This is a genomic window from Streptococcus sp. 9.1(2021), assembly GCF_030466425.1.
GTDB lineage: Bacteria > Bacillota > Bacilli > Lactobacillales > Streptococcaceae > Streptococcus > Streptococcus wuxiensis.
Window position 1 is genome coordinate 484799 of record NZ_JAGQFU010000001.1, and the last position, 18546, is coordinate 503344.

The 18546-nt window shown below is 34.8% G+C and carries 21 protein-coding genes; 7 read left to right on the top strand and 14 right to left on the bottom strand.

Annotated features, from left to right (window positions below; all coding sequences use genetic code 11):
• The 14 genes from KBU52_RS02365 to KBU52_RS02430 all read right to left on the bottom strand — a co-directional run bounded on the left by KBU52_RS02365 (position 1) and on the right by KBU52_RS02430 (position 13629).
• Entirely contained in the window at positions 1 to 738 is a 738-nt protein-coding gene (locus KBU52_RS02365) for an ABC transporter ATP-binding protein (protein WP_001244586.1), read from the bottom strand.
• A gap of 135 nt (positions 739 to 873) precedes the next feature.
• Entirely contained in the window at positions 874 to 1614 is a 741-nt protein-coding gene (locus KBU52_RS02370) for an ABC transporter permease (RefSeq protein ID WP_000949747.1), read from the bottom strand.
• Between the two features lie 278 nt (positions 1615 to 1892).
• A complete protein-coding gene (locus tag KBU52_RS02375) occupies positions 1893 to 2522 on the bottom strand; it encodes a TetR/AcrR family transcriptional regulator (RefSeq protein ID WP_000113543.1) in 630 nt (209 codons plus the stop codon).
• A 661-nt stretch (positions 2523 to 3183) separates the two neighbouring features.
• The gene (locus tag KBU52_RS02380; RefSeq protein WP_153299135.1) at positions 3184 to 3351 is read right to left on the bottom strand and encodes a hypothetical protein; all 168 of its coding nucleotides are present in this window, start codon (positions 3349 to 3351) and stop codon (positions 3184 to 3186) included.
• A gap of 177 nt (positions 3352 to 3528) precedes the next feature.
• The gene (locus KBU52_RS02385) at positions 3529 to 4050 is read right to left on the bottom strand and encodes a hypothetical protein (protein ID WP_000097857.1); all 522 of its coding nucleotides are present in this window, start codon (positions 4048 to 4050) and stop codon (positions 3529 to 3531) included.
• The gene (locus tag KBU52_RS02390) at positions 4040 to 4726 is read right to left on the bottom strand and encodes a DUF3800 domain-containing protein (protein WP_000933618.1); all 687 of its coding nucleotides are present in this window, start codon (positions 4724 to 4726) and stop codon (positions 4040 to 4042) included. The genes KBU52_RS02385 and KBU52_RS02390 overlap by 11 nt, the downstream gene beginning before the upstream one ends.
• 526 nt (positions 4727 to 5252) lie before the next feature.
• On the bottom strand, positions 5253 to 6260 hold the full coding sequence (locus KBU52_RS02395; protein ID WP_000763879.1) for a DUF5677 domain-containing protein: 1008 nt from the start codon (positions 6258 to 6260) through the stop codon (positions 5253 to 5255).
• Positions 6261 to 6937: 677 nt separating this feature from the next.
• Positions 6938 to 8488, bottom strand: coding sequence for a ClC family H(+)/Cl(-) exchange transporter (locus KBU52_RS02400; protein WP_254724184.1), 1551 nt, complete (start codon positions 8486 to 8488; stop codon positions 6938 to 6940).
• 15 nt (positions 8489 to 8503) lie between these two features.
• Positions 8504 to 9283 (bottom strand): ribonuclease HII, encoded by a 780-nt coding sequence (locus KBU52_RS02405; RefSeq protein WP_254724185.1) that lies wholly within the window; start codon positions 9281 to 9283, stop codon positions 8504 to 8506.
• Positions 9270 to 10121: a ribosome biogenesis GTPase YlqF gene (gene ylqF, locus KBU52_RS02410; protein WP_254724186.1), complete on the bottom strand. Its 852-nt coding sequence runs from the start codon at positions 10119 to 10121 to the stop codon at positions 9270 to 9272. The genes KBU52_RS02405 and ylqF overlap by 14 nt, the downstream gene beginning before the upstream one ends.
• A gap of 148 nt (positions 10122 to 10269) precedes the next feature.
• Entirely contained in the window at positions 10270 to 11244 is a 975-nt protein-coding gene (gene pta, locus KBU52_RS02415; protein ID WP_254724187.1) for a phosphate acetyltransferase, read from the bottom strand.
• A 15-nt stretch (positions 11245 to 11259) separates the two neighbouring features.
• Positions 11260 to 12159, bottom strand: coding sequence for an RluA family pseudouridine synthase (locus tag KBU52_RS02420; RefSeq protein ID WP_254724188.1), 900 nt, complete (start codon positions 12157 to 12159; stop codon positions 11260 to 11262).
• Entirely contained in the window at positions 12156 to 12974 is an 819-nt protein-coding gene (locus KBU52_RS02425) for an NAD kinase (protein ID WP_254724189.1), read from the bottom strand. Before KBU52_RS02425 ends, KBU52_RS02420 begins: the two co-directional genes overlap by 4 nt.
• A complete protein-coding gene (locus KBU52_RS02430) occupies positions 12958 to 13629 on the bottom strand; it encodes a GTP pyrophosphokinase family protein (RefSeq protein WP_036754017.1) in 672 nt (223 codons plus the stop codon). The genes KBU52_RS02425 and KBU52_RS02430 overlap by 17 nt, the downstream gene beginning before the upstream one ends.
• Positions 13630 to 13762: 133 nt before the next feature.
• Between KBU52_RS02430 and KBU52_RS02435 the strand changes: the two genes are divergently transcribed.
• The 7 genes from KBU52_RS02435 (at position 13763) to KBU52_RS02465 (ending at position 18543) form a co-directional block, all read left to right on the top strand.
• Positions 13763 to 14332 (top strand): CYTH domain-containing protein, encoded by a 570-nt coding sequence (locus KBU52_RS02435; RefSeq protein WP_006152060.1) that lies wholly within the window; start codon positions 13763 to 13765, stop codon positions 14330 to 14332.
• Between the two features lie 123 nt (positions 14333 to 14455).
• Positions 14456 to 15406, top strand: coding sequence for a ribose-phosphate diphosphokinase (locus KBU52_RS02440; RefSeq protein ID WP_004252940.1), 951 nt, complete (start codon positions 14456 to 14458; stop codon positions 15404 to 15406).
• A gap of 15 nt (positions 15407 to 15421) precedes the next feature.
• Positions 15422 to 16537, top strand: a complete 1116-nt coding sequence (locus KBU52_RS02445) for a cysteine desulfurase family protein (RefSeq protein WP_254724190.1) — start codon at positions 15422 to 15424, stop codon at positions 16535 to 16537.
• 5 nt (positions 16538 to 16542) lie between these two features.
• Positions 16543 to 16890 carry a DUF1831 domain-containing protein gene (locus tag KBU52_RS02450; RefSeq protein ID WP_254724191.1) on the top strand — a complete coding sequence of 116 codons (348 nt, stop codon included), beginning with the start codon at positions 16543 to 16545 and terminating at the stop codon, positions 16888 to 16890.
• Between the two features lie 9 nt (positions 16891 to 16899).
• Positions 16900 to 17115 carry a DUF4649 family protein gene (locus KBU52_RS02455; RefSeq protein ID WP_254724192.1) on the top strand — a complete coding sequence of 72 codons (216 nt, stop codon included), beginning with the start codon at positions 16900 to 16902 and terminating at the stop codon, positions 17113 to 17115.
• 81 nt (positions 17116 to 17196) lie between these two features.
• Positions 17197 to 17838, top strand: coding sequence for a redox-sensing transcriptional repressor Rex (locus KBU52_RS02460; protein ID WP_254724193.1), 642 nt, complete (start codon positions 17197 to 17199; stop codon positions 17836 to 17838).
• Positions 17839 to 17853: 15 nt separating this feature from the next.
• Positions 17854 to 18543: a gamma-glutamyl-gamma-aminobutyrate hydrolase family protein gene (locus KBU52_RS02465; RefSeq protein WP_042759351.1), complete on the top strand. Its 690-nt coding sequence runs from the start codon at positions 17854 to 17856 to the stop codon at positions 18541 to 18543.
• Positions 18544 to 18546: the final 3 nt, after the last annotated feature.

The following is an 18546-nucleotide window of genomic DNA, read 5'->3' on the forward strand; positions in this document are numbered from 1 at the left end:
TTAATCTACCTCATAATTCTTAATTTCATTTAGAAAATGTGACATAAAATATTCTTCTAAGTCAATATTCTCTCTCCTAATCTCTTTCATAGAAACCTGTTCTACAATTTCTCCATTTTTGATAAAGCCAATTTTATCTGCTATCTGTGAAATTTCCGATAATATATGACTCGATATTAGAATAGTAATTCCATGCTCCTTAGAAAGCGACAACAAAAGATTTCGAATTTCTTGAATCCCTATTGGATCTAAACCATTGATTGGCTCATCTAAAATTAACAATTTAGGTTTTGTTAGAAAGGCACGAGCTAAACCAAGCCTTTGCCTCATTCCTAACGAAAAATCTTTTACTTTTTTAGTCGTATTTTTTAAGCCGACCATTCTTAAGGCTTTTTTTATATCTGATTCAATAATATTTTTCCCCATATATTGAGCGTGAATTTCCAAAATTTCTTTTGCAGTGCAATTATCATAAAAAATTGGTGATTCAATAATACTTCCAATCTGACTTAGGATTTCTTCTCTGTGTTCTTGTAGATTTTTCCCAAAAATTTCAATACTACCTGATGTAATTGTTGATAAGGTTAACATACATTTCATTAACGTTGTTTTTCCAGCACCGTTCGGTCCTAAAAAACCATAGATTTCTCCTTCAGCAATTTGAAGGTTGATACCACTTAAAATTTCTTCTTTATCAATTGTTTTAAAAACTTCTTTTATTTCAACAATATTTCTCATTTCTATCTCTCTTTCTATATCCAGCTTTAAATGAAAGAATTTTTCTCCTGGAGCATAAATACCAACTTATACAGCCTCTTTTTTTATAGAAATCATCAAGGAATTATCACATTCCTTCAATTAAATTCAGCTATGCTACTTGATACTAATATCTTGTCTTGAAATATTATAAATTGAAAATGAAGTAATCATTAAACTTATGAAACTTGCAAATATCAAAAAGAATAAGTTATCAGCAATATTATTAGATAAACTTCCTGGACTGGCATTCGAAAGTAATGCTGCTAAACCAAGTCCTGTAAGCATTGTTATAGCTGTTGAATGCTTAATCATACCTAAAACAAATGGTAATAACCCTATTAGTACTGTTCCAAACGTAATTCCAGCTAAGTTAATTAATTGATTAGCTACAGGGATACAACTAGATTCAGTTACAACAGCCATGAATCTAATGAATATTTGAATAACTAAATGTGCAGAAAAATGGGCAATAAATGATATTAGGATGACTAAAAGAATTTTTCCCCATAGTAACTTTATTTTAGAAATAGGGTAAGAAAACAACTGAAAAATTGTTCTTCGTTTAAATTCATCAATGATAATCGTAGATAATAAATAAGATTCGAAAATCAAAAATGCTGCTTTTGTAAATAAAGATGAAAACAATGAAGCTACAATTGCCCAGCCTTCCCATTTACCAGTAACTCTAATAACATTAGAATCCTGACCAGCGAATTCTCCTAGTTTATTGTCAGTACCTAAACCCATAATAATGATTGCTGTAATGCCTAACACTATAAAAATAGTACACAACCAGGCTAAAAATAATTTAGGTTTAGAAATTTTATTTAATTCAATTTTAATAAGCGATAACATAGATTCTTTCCTCCAAAGTGTAAATAAAGAGTAAACTATTCAAACTAATCTCAACAAATATTTAAAAATTAGCTTATTTTTCAGACAATTACACCATACATACTATCGGTATGGCTACACTGAAAAATAAACATACCTACGGTATGTATAGTGGATTTTTAATAACACACTTTAAGTGTGTTATTTTTAAATTATAAATTATGTAATATAGTTTATTCAATTGATAATACATAAATAGAAATTAGTATTAACAAGAATGTCATGCGACTACTTATTTACTATTTTTTTAAGTGATCAAATAAGTTGAAAATCACCTCCATCATTTCATCAGAAATTAACTGTACCCCTAGACCTTCAAAAGTAAGTTTAATGAAATTCATTTTGCGCTTTAATTCTACTAATGAAAAAACGGAAATTTGAAAACCAATCCAAATATTTAGAGTTAAAACAATTAAATCTGCTAGCTCTTCTGGATATTCTGTTTTAATAGACCCATCTTCAACTCCTTCGTAAACTTTTTCTCTAATTTCGGGTAAAAAATCAGAAAATAGACCTAGATACTGCTCTCCTAACAAACGTGGACTTCTAAGCATGATTGAGGCAGAGTAAACGAGCCTTTGGTGTTCAAAATTAGAGAAAGAGTCCATCAAAGAATTTTGTATCTTTTCTAACCCAGTATTTCCTCTCCAATTATAATTTAAAATTTCTTGATTATTTTCGCTAATGATTGTTTGCAGTATATCGTATTTAGACTCAAAATGATGATAGATAACACCTTTTGTTAATCCACCTAACCCATCTATGATATCTTGTATTGACGTATTATCAAATCCTTTTTCTAAAAATAAATTTTTAGAGACCTCTAGTATTTTTTGTCTAGTTTCATGTGAGTTTCTATTTCTTGCCATTCCAGTCCCTTTCTATCATACCAATGGTATGTAATTCTATTGTAGTGGAAGTAACTAATAATGTCAAGTTCTTTATTGGAATATGAAAAACCTTTATAATAAAGGCTTTTCATTATTACTTCGCTACAAGGTTTCTAAGCTTTTACCAGCAAAGATACACACTCAACATGGGTTTTAGAGGACTAAATGGAGTCTGAATTGCCTGATAGAGATGTAGTATTGATTAAGCCATCAACAAAAAATGTACAAAACAAAAATAAAGTACACTACTTAATGAGTGCACTTTATTCTTCTAATTCAGTTTTATCAATGGTTTAGCTCTAGTTAAATCAATTGTACATAAACTTTTAGTTTTTTTTTGGAACAAAAATATCCTAAAGTCTACCCTATCAAAGTGAAAACTGGAAATTTATTAAACCTGAATTTTAGTGAGAATATACTTTACTAAAATCATATAGTTAAAGTCTGACAAGGAATTTGCCAGACTTTTTGTCATCAGTGTTCTTTAATATAATTCATCCCTGATTGATTCAACAAACTCCGTGTAAAAGCGCTGAATGGATTGCTTAACATAATCAGATTGGCGGTCATCAGTCCCATCTAACAATCTCTGATAGCTATCCAAAGATTCTACATCCTTGAGTTGACTTCAAAGGTGTGCCTAATACACCGGCTTCTCAAAGTCACTAAGAAATCCTTTTAGCGATTCTTTTTGCATTCCTTGGTAAATATTTTTATCTAACCGAATACCAAGAGTGTTTAACTCAGTTGATAGGTTGTCGTAAAGTTCTTGTAAGTCCATAATGTACTCTTTGTAAATAAATTTCATGCGGGAATAGAGATATCCATTTGGACATTTGGGAGAATATCTCTGAAATTATTGCTGTCTGTTAATTAAATACTTGCAATATTTTATAGTTTTGGTATAATATAGTTAACTCATCGACCAAGTTGTTGAAGGAGATTGCGATTACGTCCCTAATCATAGGGACGTTTTCTGTTTTTCTCAGTTAGTTTTATATTTATCGTATTCTTTCAGTTTCTTTCGAAGTACATTATCATAGTGTATGTAAAATGCTGTTATCAATAAATAGTAACTAGGTCTTTCTTCAAGTACAATAAAATAGCGATCTACTGGATCTAATAAAAATATTCTATTAGATTTTTTATACGGTCGTTCATATATTAAGAAACAATCTTGTTTGCAAATCTTGTTATGATCCGTTTCTATTGCAGGTCTTAACCAACATAATCTTTCGCTCCTTCTTAAATCAGGTTCTCGTTCTTCTGAATCTATATCAAAATTTTTACAGGTAAGATGAAAATAACTATCTTCTTTACCTTCAAAATACGGATACGACTTTAACTCGACAAATTTCCCTCTAAAAGTTATCTTGAAGTTGAACAATTGCTCTAAAAATACATTCTCATATAAAAAATCATCATAAAGAGCATAGTCACCATTAAATTGATCAAGTGTTATCTTCGGAGGAAGGATAGGACAAAAATCTGTTACGTTACTGCTCATCACTTAACTCCATTTTAAAAATATTGAATTTTATTGCGTTATACTTTGTATTCGTTGTTAACTCATGCTTAGCTCTATTAGAGATTAAATTACTTAGCCTGATTCTAGCTAAACTACTTTCAAAGCTCCTATTTTTATAAGCTACTGCCCCTATCAATAGGTCAGCTAATTGCATTATTGAGTTTTCATGAGAGCGAATTTGTTGAATATTTTTGATATGTTTGGGTGACTGCTTCCAGTTTTCAAGAATATTCTTTAACTTGTTAACTTTTAAAATACTATTTGTGTCTTTTATATCTATAAAAACGTTAACATCATCCTCAAAGAGAAATTTTCTTACTAAATAAAAGTACTGCTTATAGTAAAAATCATCGTGGGTTTGATTATATTTCTTATGGTTTAATTTATTTTTGTCTATTATAACTACTCTAAAATTAAGATGCTCATTATCAAAAAAATAATTTACAAGATCTTCATAAAAGGTAATTTTAGAATTTGAAACTTTCCTCCACTTTATTTCAGAACGTGAAGAAATACCGTGTTTTCTTTTTATTTCTTTTATCTCCTTATAGACAATATTCCTTACATAGTCTGGACAAGAAATCCCTCCTATTAACATTACACTCTCACCATCATTTTCCAAATGACAAGACTCATCACAATATAAGTTGAGCATCTTAATAACTCCTAATTTTTGTAGTAATAATTCTATTATACCACGAACCCCCAGTAAAACTAAGACTTACAAAGGATTATTCTTCAAGAATTAGTATGTATTTTTAAGAACAATAATCTAAAATAGATTGGAGAACAGACATCTTACTTCGGTGTCTGTTTTTCTATACCTAAAAATGTACTTTTGCTCTTCATCAACTTCACCAAACTTTCTTCTAAAATATACATTAAAAAATCTCCTAATGGACTACAATATAGATACCACGATGAACGTTATTCTAGCTTTTTCAATTTTACATAATAAAATAAAGTACATTTTTCAAATAGTCTACATTACTCCTTAAACTCAGTTGTATCAAGGGTTTATCCACTGTCTCGGGAAAAGTACAAAATTTTTTAGTTTTAACATGTAGTAATTTTCAATGAAAACTTTATGTATACAAATAAAAAAAACAATATATTGTGTTTTGCTGAGTCTTTAATAAAAATAATTTTAATTTTTTGTACTTTTTTATTCTATCAAATATCTATCTTAGACTTAAATTTTTTTCATTATTCCATAATTTGGGTTCATCAGGAAAAATATAGTCATGTGTTTTAAAATATTGCTCTCTTACCACATCAATCCACTTATTTAGCATTTTTGCAGCTATTATAGAATCACCAGATGGATATACCATCAAAAGCAACCCCGTAAGTTGCGCTATTGTTATAGCAGAGTGTTCACCAGGTATTGTTAGTCCATAATCAGTATGCCCTACACTTATTTTCTCTTCCCCGTCCATTAGACCTAATCGATTAAATGTGCCTTGTGATGATGCATGTGTGACTTCATTAGAGATTCGATATGGTTGTTGCCATAATTCTGATGGGAAATTGGATTTTTTTCTGATATCGTCAAAACTTATATATCTCTTTTTAGGACTAAATTCACCACAAGCTCTTGCCCATTCATAACGATCTTCTGTATTATGTGATGAAATATAAGCTTCAGCAACTTCCTCTCCATATTCTGAAATAAACGACGCAATAATATTTAATTCGTAAAGTGAACGCCATCTAGAATACGCACCATCAGCAAATCCATTTTTCATTAAAGTGATTATCTCTAAAAATTGTTGTAGACCTCTTCCGTGTATGTATTTTAAGGCTGTGTATTTATGAATAGATTTTTCTCTCTCCTTGTTATCAATTTTATTTACATAATCAGAATAATCTTTTACAGATTCAAGAACCATCATATACATGGTCTCAGATGTAGCAAACGCATTAGACCACTTTTGCTCTATTCTTGCAATTATTTCTGTTTCCTCTCCTCTAAACAGTAACGTATTCTCATGCATTATCATCTTAGCATCTCTTACCATTTGATTTGAAGTGTCATTAATCATTTCTAGATATAATCCTGAAAAATCAGCCTTTTCATATTTTTCATAAAATTTATCAATTTCAGATTGATTTTTTAATTCTTTTACATGTTCTACGAGAATTTCTTTTAGTGTATCTTTAAAAAACTGTCCAAATTTATCGGCCATTATAGCTCCTACCTTTTTAATAGTTTATACATAGTATTTATTGCAATAATCTTCTAGTCTAAAAGAAAATAAATTAGAAAATCTTGTATTTTACGTTTAGAAATAGCGCATCATCTATCATTAATTATACCATCAACAAAATAAAAATCTATATCTTGTGTTAAGTAGGAACATAAATAAGTTTTAAAAAAATGTACAATTGAACCACCACTTCTTCTGCACTTATTAGAGTAAAAAATGTACAAAATAATCCCTTAAATCAGATGATGTTATGAACTAGAAAACATACAAAATACCACTCCAGAATAATGTACAAAATAAAAATAAAGTACACTTTTTAAAGAATGTACTTTATGCTTCTAATTCAGTTGTATCAATGGTTTAGCTCTAGTTAAGTCAATTGTACATAAACTTTTAGTTTTTTTAGGAATGTTCAAATAAGCTATATAATTCTAAAAAACGAATAGATTGGCTAACTGAATTATTGATCATTAATTTATTGACTTAAAAAATTTCTAAGGCTTCTACAGTTTAAGTTTATTAGAATACAATATAAAAACTCGATACCATTATTTAGGAATCGAGTTTTGATTCATATGATTCGGTCTATCATTTTAATTACTAATCTTAGACCACTAATATACAAGACATAATATAATTTATGTAAATAACTAATCCTACAACAATAAATCTTTCACTTTTCCAATTTCACTTTTTGGTATCACGAGATGAATCATATCACCTAGATACATCCTTGTAGATCCATTAACTGTCTTACTCTTCCCATTATGTACTTGGGTTGTGATGAGTACGTTGTGTGGTAAATTGAGTTCATGTACCTGCTTACCAGCTATCTTATCAGAAACTGGGATTTCTATAAGAGTAACTTCACCATCGTCACTTGCGGTTTCTGGTAACATTTTTTCAAGCATGGCTTCATAGACAGGCGCTCCTTTGAGCAGATCCATAACAATATAGGCAACTAGGGTTACCATCCCTAAAGGCATGAGATTTCGGATATCCCCAACCATTTCCGTTACAAGAATCATAGCAGTCAAAGGTGCTTTTGAGATAGCCCCAAAATACCCGCTCATCCCCAGAATTACAAAGATAGGGAATTGCTGCTGGGTAACAAGGCCTAGATTGACACAAATAACACCTACCAGGGCACCAAGTAAGGAGCCTAAAGCTAAAATTGGCAAGAAAATACCACCTGGTAGTCCACTACCATAACTGATCATACTCCAGATAAAGCGAATAATAAAGTAAGCCAAGAGAATTTGAAAACTAAAATCCTGTTCTGTTAAGGATAAGACAACCTGATTGCCTCCACCAAGTATCTGTGGTAGGAATATTCCTACTGGAATGATAAGGAGAAAGGCTAGAATAGGATAATAGGCCTTATCCAGATGAATCTTTTGACCAATCCAATCATATACTTTTCCGACATTCAGAACGGCTTTTTCATAGAGAAAACCTGAGAGTCCTAGAAAAATTCCCATCACTAGATAAATCCAATATTGGCTCAAGTTCATGAGAGGGATATTGTCCGGCATATCAAGTACAGGTGTTAAGCCAAAGATGAGAAGGGAAACAAAGTTTGCTACTAGACTAGCAGCCAAGGTAGAAACCCAGAAGAATCGTGAAAAATGGTGATAGACTTCTTCTACTACAAATAATAACCCCGCAATCGGTGCATTAAAGGCTGCAGCAAGTCCAGCAGCAGCTCCGCTAGCAATCAAAGAACGCTCCTCAACAGGGCTAGAATTGAGCCATTTAGCAATTCCTTTTCCTCCAGCGGCACCTAGCTGAATACTGGGACCTTCACGACCGAGCATGAGCCCACTCGCAATGGCCAAGATACCTAGAATGTATTTCTTCCAGAGGACACTCCACCAGTTGAGAGACATGAGACCTTTTAACTCGGCTTCAACTTGAGGAATACCAGAACCTTTGATATCTTTTTCTGAACGTGTTAATTTGGCACTAAGTAAGCAAATGAGGATATAAAACAATAAAATAATCAATAGATTCCGTATCAGATTCTCTTGGTCTTGATAAAATCCTTGAACGATATGAAAGCCTTTTTCGATCAAAAATCGAAATGATCCTACAATAATTCCTACGACTAATCCAACAATAATACCTCGCCCTACTTGAGCTAAGATCGTACTGGACGCGAAGGCAAATTCTTTCTCGGAACTAAGTATTTCCGATTGTTCCTCCATAATTCTCTCCTTTAATTATCTTTTACTAGATTCTGAAACGATCGTTTTAATTGGTTCAAAACTGGTGCGATGAATAGGTATGACACCGTGCTTTTCAATTCCTTCTAGATGCTTAGCAGTACCATAGCCAGCATTTTGAGCAAAATCATAGCCTGGAAATTCTTGGTCATAGTTAGCCATGATCTTATCTCTGGTAACTTTAGCTATAATCGATGCTGCTGCAATAGATAAGGAGTTGGCATCCCCTTTGATGATGGATGTCTGAGAAATCAGCAAGTCCAACTTCATAGCATCGATCAAGAGGTGCTCTGGTTGTGGCTCAAGCTGATAAATAGCTTCCTTCATGGCTAGTTTCGTCGCTTCATAGATATTGACTTGGTCAATGACATGATTGTCCATAATCCCGATACCGATTGCTAAAGCACTATCCTTAACGGCTTGAAAAATCTCCTGGTGTTTTTTCTTAGGAATTTTTTTACTGTCATTTAAACCTTTAATTTTACAATTTTGAGGTAAAATCACTGCAGCAGCTACCACTGGACCAGCTAGCGGACCACGTCCAACCTCATCTACACCTGCAATTAGAGATATCCCTTTACTATATAGATCTTTTTCATATCGAAGCATGGCTTCTAAGCGAAGATTTTCATCCATTTCTGCTTGGATGGCCTTTTTACGCTTTTCGATTTCCTTTTGTACACCTGAACGAGAATCTTTTTCAAATTCCTTAAACAAGGGACTTTCAAGTTCTCTTATCTTTGCTAATGCTTCTTTTATTTCTTTAATCGTTGCCATTGAGATCATCCAATGTATCTAAGGTATAGTTACCAAGTTTTCCATCACGAATTTCTTTGACAAAGAGATTGTAAAAACGATCGTAATCATCACGGAAACCAAGGGTACGCGTCATATCCATGATAATTTCTGGAGCCTCATCGTCCAGATTCATTTGTTTGAAACGTTCTTGAAGCTTTTCAGGATAATGCGTTTTAAAGTAATTGAGACCGAAAATCGTTACCTCATCCATTGGAAGCAACTGATCCTTGATTGCTCCCGTAAGGGCAAGTTTAAGAGCGACCGTTTCATCTTCGAATTTTGGCCAAAGAATCCCTGGAGTATCCAAGATTTCAAGATCTTTATTGGTTTTAAGCCATTGCTGGCCTTTTGTCACACCAGGCTTGTTTCCAACTACAGCAATTTTCTTACCAGCTAAACGGTTCATCAGAGTTGATTTTCCTGCGTTGGGAATCCCAATAATCATGGTGCGTAAGGTTTCAATTTTAATCCCACGTTCTTTTTGACGAGCTATCTTATCTGCCATGAGTTTCTTAGCAGCATCCGTTACGACTTTTACTGTTATTTGTTCCTTAGAGTTGATAGCAAGTGTTTGAATGCCTTGTGATTCAAAGTGCTGACGCCATTCTTTTGTTAATACTGGGTCCGCAAGGTCTGCCTTGTTTAAAATTAATAGTCTTGGTTTATCTCCGACAATTTTAGTCAGCATCGGATTTTGACTAGACAAGGGCAAACGTGCATCTACTAAAACTGTTACAAAATCAACAAATTTTAAATTTTCCTGGACCTGACGTCGTGCTTTGGACATATGCCCAGGAAACCATTGAATAGTTGCCATTTTATTTCCTTTTCTTCATACAAACTTATTCTATAAAACATAGATGATTACTGACTATTTTACCATATTTTGGCTATTTTTGCAGATGAATGATATCTTAATGAAATGGAAATCCCCCTTTACCAAGAGGAAAAGAGGGATAAAATTCTTATTGATGAACAGCTTGCGCTGCTGTAATTAGAGTTAATTTGTAAACATCGTCAGAGTTACATCCGCGAGAAAGGTCGTTTACTGGTTTGTTAAGTCCTTGCAAGACAGGTCCAACTGCAGCAAATCCACCAAGACGTTCTGCCATCTTGTAACCAATGTTACCTGCTTCAATACCAGGGAAGATGAAAACATTAGCTTGTCCAGCTACGTTACTTCCTGGTGCTTTAAGAGCTGCAGTTTCAGGAACAAAGGCTGCATCGAATTGCAACTCGCCATCAATTTCAAGGTCTGGACGCAAGTCGTGGGCGATTTTTGTTGCTTCAACCACCTTGTCAACACTTTCACCAAATCCTGAACCTTTAGTTGAATAGCTAAGCATAGCAATCTTAGGTTCGATACCAAACATCTTAGCTGTGATAGCTGAGTTAATCGCAATTTCAGCTAGAGCATCAGCATCTGGGTTGATGTTGATAGCACAGTCACCAAACAAGTAACGTTCAGTGCCACGAACCATAAGGAAGGCACCTGATGTACGGCTCACATTCGGACGAGTCTTAATGATTTGAAGAGCAGGACGAACAGTTGAAGCTGTTGAGTGAATAGCACCTGAAACCATACCATCAACCAAGCCCATATAAACTAACATCACACCAAAGTAGTTAACATCATTGATGAGTACTTCTCTCGCTTCTTCTTCTGTCATTTTTCCTTTACGACGTTCAACAAGCGCAGCTACCATTTCTTCAAATTGTGGGTAATGTTCTGGATTGATGACTTCGTAACCCTCTGTAATTCCTTCGATTTCAAGATAAATTTTAATCTTATCAGGGTTTCCTAATAGGACAGGGATAACTTCTGTTTCTTTTACCAAACGCTTCGTTGCTTGTAGGATACGTGGTTCTTCACCTTCAGGTAGAACGATGCGAGCATTTTTACCAACTAGGTTGGCTTTCAAACTTTCAAAAACTTCCATGAGTTTTGACTCCTTTTAAGATAAATTATTATTTGATAACTGTGTAATAAGTGTGTCGAAATCATCCGGCAGTGGGCATTCTAGCTCTAACTGCTCTTCTAAGAAAGGATGATAGAACGATAAGTAATGGCAATGTAGAGCCTGGCGATCGATGCCATATTCTAAGCTTCCCCCATAAAGATCATCTCCTAGTAATGGAAATCCAATATGCGAGAAATGAACACGAATCTGGTGGGTTCTCCCGGTGTGGAGACGAATATCAACTAAGTGAATATTCCCATAAGATGCCACGATTTGATAGGACGTATGGGCATATTTCCCCCCCTTTGCTACTCGTCGAGTAATGATAGAATCTTCATCCCGGGCTATTGGAGCGATGATTTCTCCCTGAGATTCCAAATGACCATGTCCCTTAACTAGGGCGTAATAACGCTTTTCAATAGCCTTTTTTTGCAACTGTTTATCTAATCTGGCATGCGCATAGCCGTGTTTAGCAAAAAGCATCAATCCAGAGGTATCTCTATCAAGCCGAGTCACAATATGAACCTGCTGATTCTCATAGTTTTGTTTTACATAGTAGCCCTTAATAAAGTTGGCAATGGTATTGGAATGATTGACACTAGGGATTGAAGCGACTCCAAAGGGTTTGTTGATAATCAAGAAATGATCATCTTCAAATAGAATATCTAGAGGATAATCAATTGCTTCAAGTGTCTCGAATCCTTCCTCTGGCGGAATATCAATAACGACTTCATCTCCGATATCTAAGAGATAAGTTGCATTCTGCGGATGTCCGTTAACTCGAATATCACCACCTCGAAACTTAATCTTGGCAAGTAACCCTTTTGAAACTTCATGTTTTTTCAGAAAGGTTTTGACCTTGACATGTTCATCGGCAATAAACTGAAACCTCATTCGTCCACCTCACCAATAAAGGCATCTTTAACACGATTCCAAAAACTGGTGTGGCTTGGCGTGGCTACAAAATGAATCTTGTGGTGATCAATCTGATACTCTATTTTCTCAATATTTCGGAAAGAATAAATACTATTATCGATTGAGATTGTGTGATAGTCATTTCGAGTCGGTATCAGTTCGATTTTATCTTTCTTAGGAACAATGATTGAAGAACCGAGTGTTCGATAAATTCGATTATTCAGACTAGCAATTTCCGCCAATTGTAATGCTTCTATCGTTGGATGTAAAACTGCTCCACCAAGCGATTTATTGTAGGCTGTGCTACCTGTTGGAGTTGAAACCGTCAAGCCGTCTCCTCGAAAACGTTCAAAGGGAACATGGTTAATGATAACATCTGCAACCATCGTGCGATCCGCTCGACGAATACTAGCTTCATTTAGTGCTCGGAAAGACTTGACTTCTCCATTTTCAAGAAAGATTTTAACACTTAAGAGCGGATAAGAAACTCGAGCTCCATTATCCAACTGTAAATTTGTGACTAATTGATCCAACTCAAAATCACGATAATCCGTATAAAAACCTAAATGTCCAGTATGCACTCCAATAAACCGAACCTTATCCAGTTGATTTTCATACTTGTGAAACGCAGACAACAACATGCCATCCCCACCAATAGAAACGACAATATCTGGATTTTTATCATTCAGGATAAAATTATTCTTTTTTAATCGGTCTTTTAACTCAAATAGAACTTTCTGACTCTGAGGTTTACGGTTGGCAATTAGGTCAATTCGTTTACCTGTATTCTTCATCGGTATCGTCACTGTTTCCTACCCCGTCATTTAACTTTCTGTGCAAAGGATCAAAGAGCGCTTGTGCTTCCTGAATATCAGCACGTATTTTACTCATTTCTTCGTCTAGCTGATGAGAAATTCTGGCAGTAATCTCAAGCCTTTCTTTGATTTCCTCTGGGAAATCTCCTTGATATTTATAGTTGAGTGAATGTTCGATTGTCGCCCAAAAGTTCATAGCCAAGGTACGAATTTGAATCTCAACTAGAATAGTTTTCGCACCGTAAATCGTATCAACCGTATACTCAATAATCACATGGTAAGAACGATAACCCGATGCCTTTCTATGAGTAATGTAATCACGTTCTTGAACAACTCTCATATCCTGTCTTTTACGAAGGATTGAAACAACCTCGTTTACGTCGTCTACAAATTGTACCATGACACGTAAACCTGCAATATCTTGCAAATCTTGTTCAAGCGTGTCATAGCCAATACCCCGGCGTGCCATTTTTTCTTTGATGCTTTCAATCGGTTTAACCCGACCCGTGACAAACTCGATTGGAGAATGTCGGTTTTGTTTTCTATATTGTTTTCGGATTCCTCGGAGTTTTATTTTTAATTCTCCGACAGCTTGAATGTAAGGATCTAAAAATTCTTCCCATTCTGTAATCATATAACTCTTACGTCCAATTCTCTATGAAGTTTAATTTATCTAGTTTTTGATTTTCTCATGAAAATCATATACAATAAATACAATGCTTATTATACCATAAATCGCTTTCAAATATAAAGAAAAGGTTGAAAAAATGAAACATTTAGAAATTGAAATGAAAACACTTCTCAGTAAAGAAGAATATCAGAGATTGCAAGGTCAGTTTTCAGAAATTACACCAATTACACAAAAAAATTACTACTTAGATACACCTGATTTTTATCTTCGTCAACATAAGATTGCCATGCGCATTCGTACATTTGAAAATAGTGCCGAATTAACCATAAAAATCCCTCAAACAGTTGGAAATATGGAATACAATCAAGCCCTCACTCTTGAGGAAGCCAATGCTTGTCTTGAAGAATGCAAACTCCCTCAAGGATTGATTTTTGATGAGTTATCAAATCGAGGTGTTTCACCAAGTGGCTGGGTTGTCTTAGGTTGTTTAACTACTGTTCGTTATGAGAAAGAGACGTCTATTGGGCTCATGGCCCTTGATCAAAGCAGATACTTTAATGTTGTTGATTATGAACTAGAGTTGGAAGTCGAAAATGGAGACCAAGGAAGTCTTGATTTTCAGGAGTTTTTACAGGCAAATGATATCGAATACAAGAAAGCTCCTTCTAAATTAGTGAGATTTATAGAAAATATGAAAAAATACTGAAATTATCTTCTTTTTTTGATAAAATAGAAGGGATAAAAAATAATAGAATCTGTAATGGACTACAGTTGTTAATAAAATGTTTTCTTTTACTGATTCACATAGTTTATAGAGGACGGTTTATCAATGTCAGATACAAAGAATATGAAGCTTTTTTCACTTTCATCAAATCATGAAATTGCTCAAAAAATTGCGGATGCTGCAGGTGTTCCGCTTGGAAAATTATCATCACGTCAATTTTCAGATGGTGAAATCCAAGTTAACATCGAAGAAAGTGTTCGTGGCTATGATGTTTATATCATCCAGTCTACTTCTTATCCTGTTAGCAATCATTTGATGGAACTTTTAATCACTGTTGATGCCTGTGTTCGTGCTAGTGCAAATACAATCAATGTTGTCATGCCTTATTTTGGTTATGCTCGTCAAGACCGTATTGCTTCCTCTCGCGAACCTCTTACAGCTAAACTTGTTGCAAATATGTTAGTAAAAGCTGGGGTTAGTCGTGTATTGACACTGGACCTTCATGCTGTTCAGGTACAAGGTTTCTTTGATATTCCTGTAGATAACCTCTATACAATTCCGCTATTTGCAAAACACTACATTGATAAAGGTTTAACTGGTCCAGATGTGGTTGTTGTCAGCCCTAAAAACTCAGGTGTAAAGCGTGCTCGTAGCCTTGCTGAATACCTTGATGCTCCGATTGCTATCATTGACTATGCTCAAGATGATTCTGAACGTAGCCAAGGTTACATTATCGGAGAGGTTGAAGGTAAGAAAGCAATCTTAATCGATGACATTCTTAATACAGGCCGTACTTTCTCTGAAGCTGCTAAAATTTTGGAACGCGATGGTGCTACTGAAATCTACGCGGTATCCAGCCATGGATTGTTCGTCAACGGTGCTGCTGAGTTGTTGGATGCAGCTAATATCAAGGAAGTCTTGGTTACAGATTCTGTATTGACAGAAAGTAAAAAACCTAAGAATGTACAATATATTACCGCAAGCGAACTAATTGGTGATGCCATGGTTCGTATTCATGAAAGAAAACCAGTTAGTCCACTATTTAAATTTAAATAGAAATTAGGTGAATTTTTGATTTATTTAGATAATGCTGCTACGACACCCATGTCATCTGCAGCTATCTCAGCAATGACTCAAGTCATGCAAGAGACTTATGGCAATCCTTCTAGTATTCATGGTCATGGGCGTCAAGCAGGAAAATTATTACGAGAAGCCCGTCAAGAGTTGGCAGGTTTACTAGCTACAAAGCCACAACACATTTTCTTCACTTCTGGTGGTACAGAAAGTAATAATACAGCTATTATCGGCTACTGTCTTCATCATCAAAATCGCGGAAAACACATTATTACTACTGCTATTGAGCATCATTCAGTTCTTGAGCCTATTGAATACTTGGTTGAGAATTTTGGTTTTGAAGTAACAATTTTACAACCCATTAATCAAGAAATCACTGCAGATCAAGTCAAAAATGCACTGCGTGAAGATACTATTCTCGTTTCAACTATGTATGTTAACAATGAAACAGGTACTCTTTTACCAATCGCTGAAATTGGTCAGATTTTAAAAGTCCATTCAGCTGCTTATCATGTAGATGCTGTTCAAGCTGTCGGGAAGCTAGAGATTCTTCCTGAAGAACTAGGAATAGATTTCCTCAGTGCTTCTGCTCATAAATTTCACGGTCCAAAGGGTATCGGTTTCCTATACGCTGCTTCTGCAGATTTTGATCCTTATCTACATGGTGGAGATCAAGAACAGAAAAAAAGAGCAGGGACAGAAAACCTTCCCGCAATTATAGGTATGGTTGCAGCTCTTAAGGACGATATAGATCATCTAGAGACTAACTTTAATAAAGTTCAAAAACTACAGAAAGTTTTTCTAACTGAAATGGCTGGATCAACCTATTATCTCAATCAAGGTAAAGAGCAACTCCCTTATGTCCTAAATATCGGATTTCCGGGACAACGCAACGATCTACTACTACTTCGTTTAGACCTTGAAGGTATTTCTATTTCAACAGGTTCTGCTTGTACAGCTGGTGTTGTTCAGGTCAGTCATGTTCTTCAAGCCTTCTACGGAGAAGAATCTCCTCGCTTACACGAGTCTGTACGCGTCAGCATTTCACCTCAAAATACAGAACAAGAAATGATAACTCTTGCTAAAACTCTTAAAAATATCATCGGAGGATAAACTTAATGGCATTTGAGCAAACGATTAAACTTAAAAATTGTCGTTACGAATACACACTTAGTCCAATTGTTAAAAAATTTACGCTTAAAGATAATACTTTTTTTGAAACTAAAGTTGGGAACTATGAATTAACGCGTCTACTTGAAAAAGTTCCAAACAGTGGAGAAGGTTTTCAACTCAAGATTATCATCAACAAAGACTTGACAGGTGCAAAAATCAATATCACTGATAAATTTGGCTTACGTCTAGTTGATATCTTCAAATCAGAAGAAACTCATATCCACCAAGAAAAGTTCTACTTTTTGATGGATAGCCTGGTTGAACGTGGTGTATTTACAAAAAGCGAAAGATAGAAGGTCATTATGTTTCGATTAACTTATAAAGATGCCTATCAAGTAGAGCGAGTGCAAGAATATGAAGACTATGAAGCTCTTATGCTCTCTCTATCGGGTTGTGTAACTCTCCCTGATACTACTCATATTACTTCATTAACACATGATGGAGTTGAAATCTATCAAGGACTCCTAGGTAACCTCTACCGCTTTTTAGGGACTTACCACGAAACCAAGATAAACTAAGATTTTTTCTTAGTTTTTTTCGTTATTGTTGCAATTTTCACAAGCTTTCTATAAAATAGTAGATAGAAAGGTTGTGATTTTGTGAAAGAAAAACAGTCTGCTATTCCTAAAGCAACAGCAAAGAGACTTTCTCTCTATTACCGTATTTTTAAAAGATTTAATGCCGAGAAAATTGAAAGAGCTAATTCCAAACAAATTGCAGAGGCGATTGGAATTGATTCTGCCACAGTTCGTCGTGACTTCTCCTACTTTGGGGAACTCGGTAGACGTGGATTTGGTTATGATGTCAAAAAGCTCATGACTTTTTTTGCTGATCTTTTAAATGATAATTCTATTACCAATGTTATGCTTGTAGGTATTGGAAATATGGGGCATGCCCTTCTCCACTATCGTTTTCATGAGCGCAACAAGATGAAAATCATTATGGCATTTGATCTAGATGATCATCCAGAGGTCGGCACTCGAACTCCTGATGGTGTTCCAATCTATGGAATCTCTCAAATTAATGAAAAAATTAAGGATAGTGATGTGAAAACAGCTATTCTTACTGTCCCTAGTGTTAAATCACAAGAGGTTGCTGAACTTTTGGTCGATGCTGGTATCAAAGGTATTCTCAGTTTTTCTCCTGTTCACCTACATCTTCCTAAAGACGTAGTTGTTCAGTATGTCGATCTTACAAGCGAACTTCAAACTCTCCTCTATTTCATGCGTAAAGAGGATTAGAAAGTGAAAGTATTTATGAAAAAACCAGTTATTGGGATTACAGGAAATGAAAAAACTCATCCTGATGATGAGCTTATGATGAGTTATGCTGCAAAAGGCTTTATAGAAGGTGTTAAAGAAGCCGGAGGAATTCCCATTATCCTACCAATTGGTGATGAAGAAATGGCTAGTTACTACATTAGCCTAATTGATAAATTGATCCTAACTGGTGGGCAAAATGTAGACCCAAAATTCTATGGTGAACCTAAAGCTATCGAAAGCGATGACTACCATCTTCAAAGAGACATTTTTGAACTAGAGCTCATCAAAGAGGCCATCAAACAAAAGAAACCTATTTTCTCTGTCTGTCGTGGAACACAACTCTTTAATGTCGCTATGGGTGGAACTCTTTATCAAGATATCGAACATCATTGGCAGGACACTTCTGCTGAGTATACAACTCAGAGACTTGTTACTGAGCCAGATACTATTCTTCGAGAAATCTATGGGGAAATTTCTCATATCAACTCTTTCCACCATCAAAGTATTAAGGACCTAGCTCCGAATCTAAAAGTTGTAGCTCATGATCCTAAAGATGGTATTATCGAGGCTGTTACAACTACAGACGGTTTCCCTTATCTTGGTGTTCAATGGCATCCCGAATTTCTTTTTGAAAATCGTCCCAAAGATAAAACACTTTTCGACTATGTCGTCAATGAATTGTAAAAC

Bases quoted from the DNA above. Each gene is read 5' to 3' on its own strand.
- KBU52_RS02440 (WP_004252940.1), top strand. From the start codon at position 14,456: ATGTCAGATACAAAGAATATGAAGCTTTTTTCACTTTCATCAAATCAT.
- ylqF (WP_254724186.1), bottom strand. From the start codon at position 10,121: ATGGCAACTATTCAATGGTTTCCTGGGCATATGTCCAAAGCACGACGT.
- KBU52_RS02385 (WP_000097857.1), bottom strand. From the start codon at position 4,050: ATGAGCAGTAACGTAACAGATTTTTGTCCTATCCTTCCTCCGAAGATA.
- KBU52_RS02405 (WP_254724185.1), bottom strand. From the start codon at position 9,283: ATGGCAACGATTAAAGAAATAAAAGAAGCATTAGCAAAGATAAGAGAA.
- KBU52_RS02400 (WP_254724184.1), bottom strand. From the start codon at position 8,488: ATGGAGGAACAATCGGAAATACTTAGTTCCGAGAAAGAATTTGCCTTC.
- KBU52_RS02455 (WP_254724192.1), top strand. From the start codon at position 16,900: ATGTTTCGATTAACTTATAAAGATGCCTATCAAGTAGAGCGAGTGCAA.
- KBU52_RS02375 (WP_000113543.1), bottom strand. From the start codon at position 2,522: ATGGCAAGAAATAGAAACTCACATGAAACTAGACAAAAAATACTAGAG.
- KBU52_RS02365 (WP_001244586.1), bottom strand. From the start codon at position 738: ATGAGAAATATTGTTGAAATAAAAGAAGTTTTTAAAACAATTGATAAA.
- KBU52_RS02430 (WP_036754017.1), bottom strand. From the start codon at position 13,629: ATGATTACAGAATGGGAAGAATTTTTAGATCCTTACATTCAAGCTGTC.
- KBU52_RS02450 (WP_254724191.1), top strand. From the start codon at position 16,543: ATGGCATTTGAGCAAACGATTAAACTTAAAAATTGTCGTTACGAATAC.
- KBU52_RS02425 (WP_254724189.1), bottom strand. From the start codon at position 12,974: ATGAAGAATACAGGTAAACGAATTGACCTAATTGCCAACCGTAAACCT.
- KBU52_RS02390 (WP_000933618.1), bottom strand. From the start codon at position 4,726: ATGCTCAACTTATATTGTGATGAGTCTTGTCATTTGGAAAATGATGGT.
- KBU52_RS02435 (WP_006152060.1), top strand. From the start codon at position 13,763: ATGAAACATTTAGAAATTGAAATGAAAACACTTCTCAGTAAAGAAGAA.
- KBU52_RS02465 (WP_042759351.1), top strand. From the start codon at position 17,854: ATGAAAAAACCAGTTATTGGGATTACAGGAAATGAAAAAACTCATCCT.
- KBU52_RS02395 (WP_000763879.1), bottom strand. From the start codon at position 6,260: ATGGCCGATAAATTTGGACAGTTTTTTAAAGATACACTAAAAGAAATT.
- KBU52_RS02380 (WP_153299135.1), bottom strand. From the start codon at position 3,351: ATGAAATTTATTTACAAAGAGTACATTATGGACTTACAAGAACTTTAC.
- KBU52_RS02370 (WP_000949747.1), bottom strand. From the start codon at position 1,614: ATGTTATCGCTTATTAAAATTGAATTAAATAAAATTTCTAAACCTAAA.
- pta (WP_254724187.1), bottom strand. From the start codon at position 11,244: ATGGAAGTTTTTGAAAGTTTGAAAGCCAACCTAGTTGGTAAAAATGCT.
- KBU52_RS02420 (WP_254724188.1), bottom strand. From the start codon at position 12,159: ATGAGGTTTCAGTTTATTGCCGATGAACATGTCAAGGTCAAAACCTTT.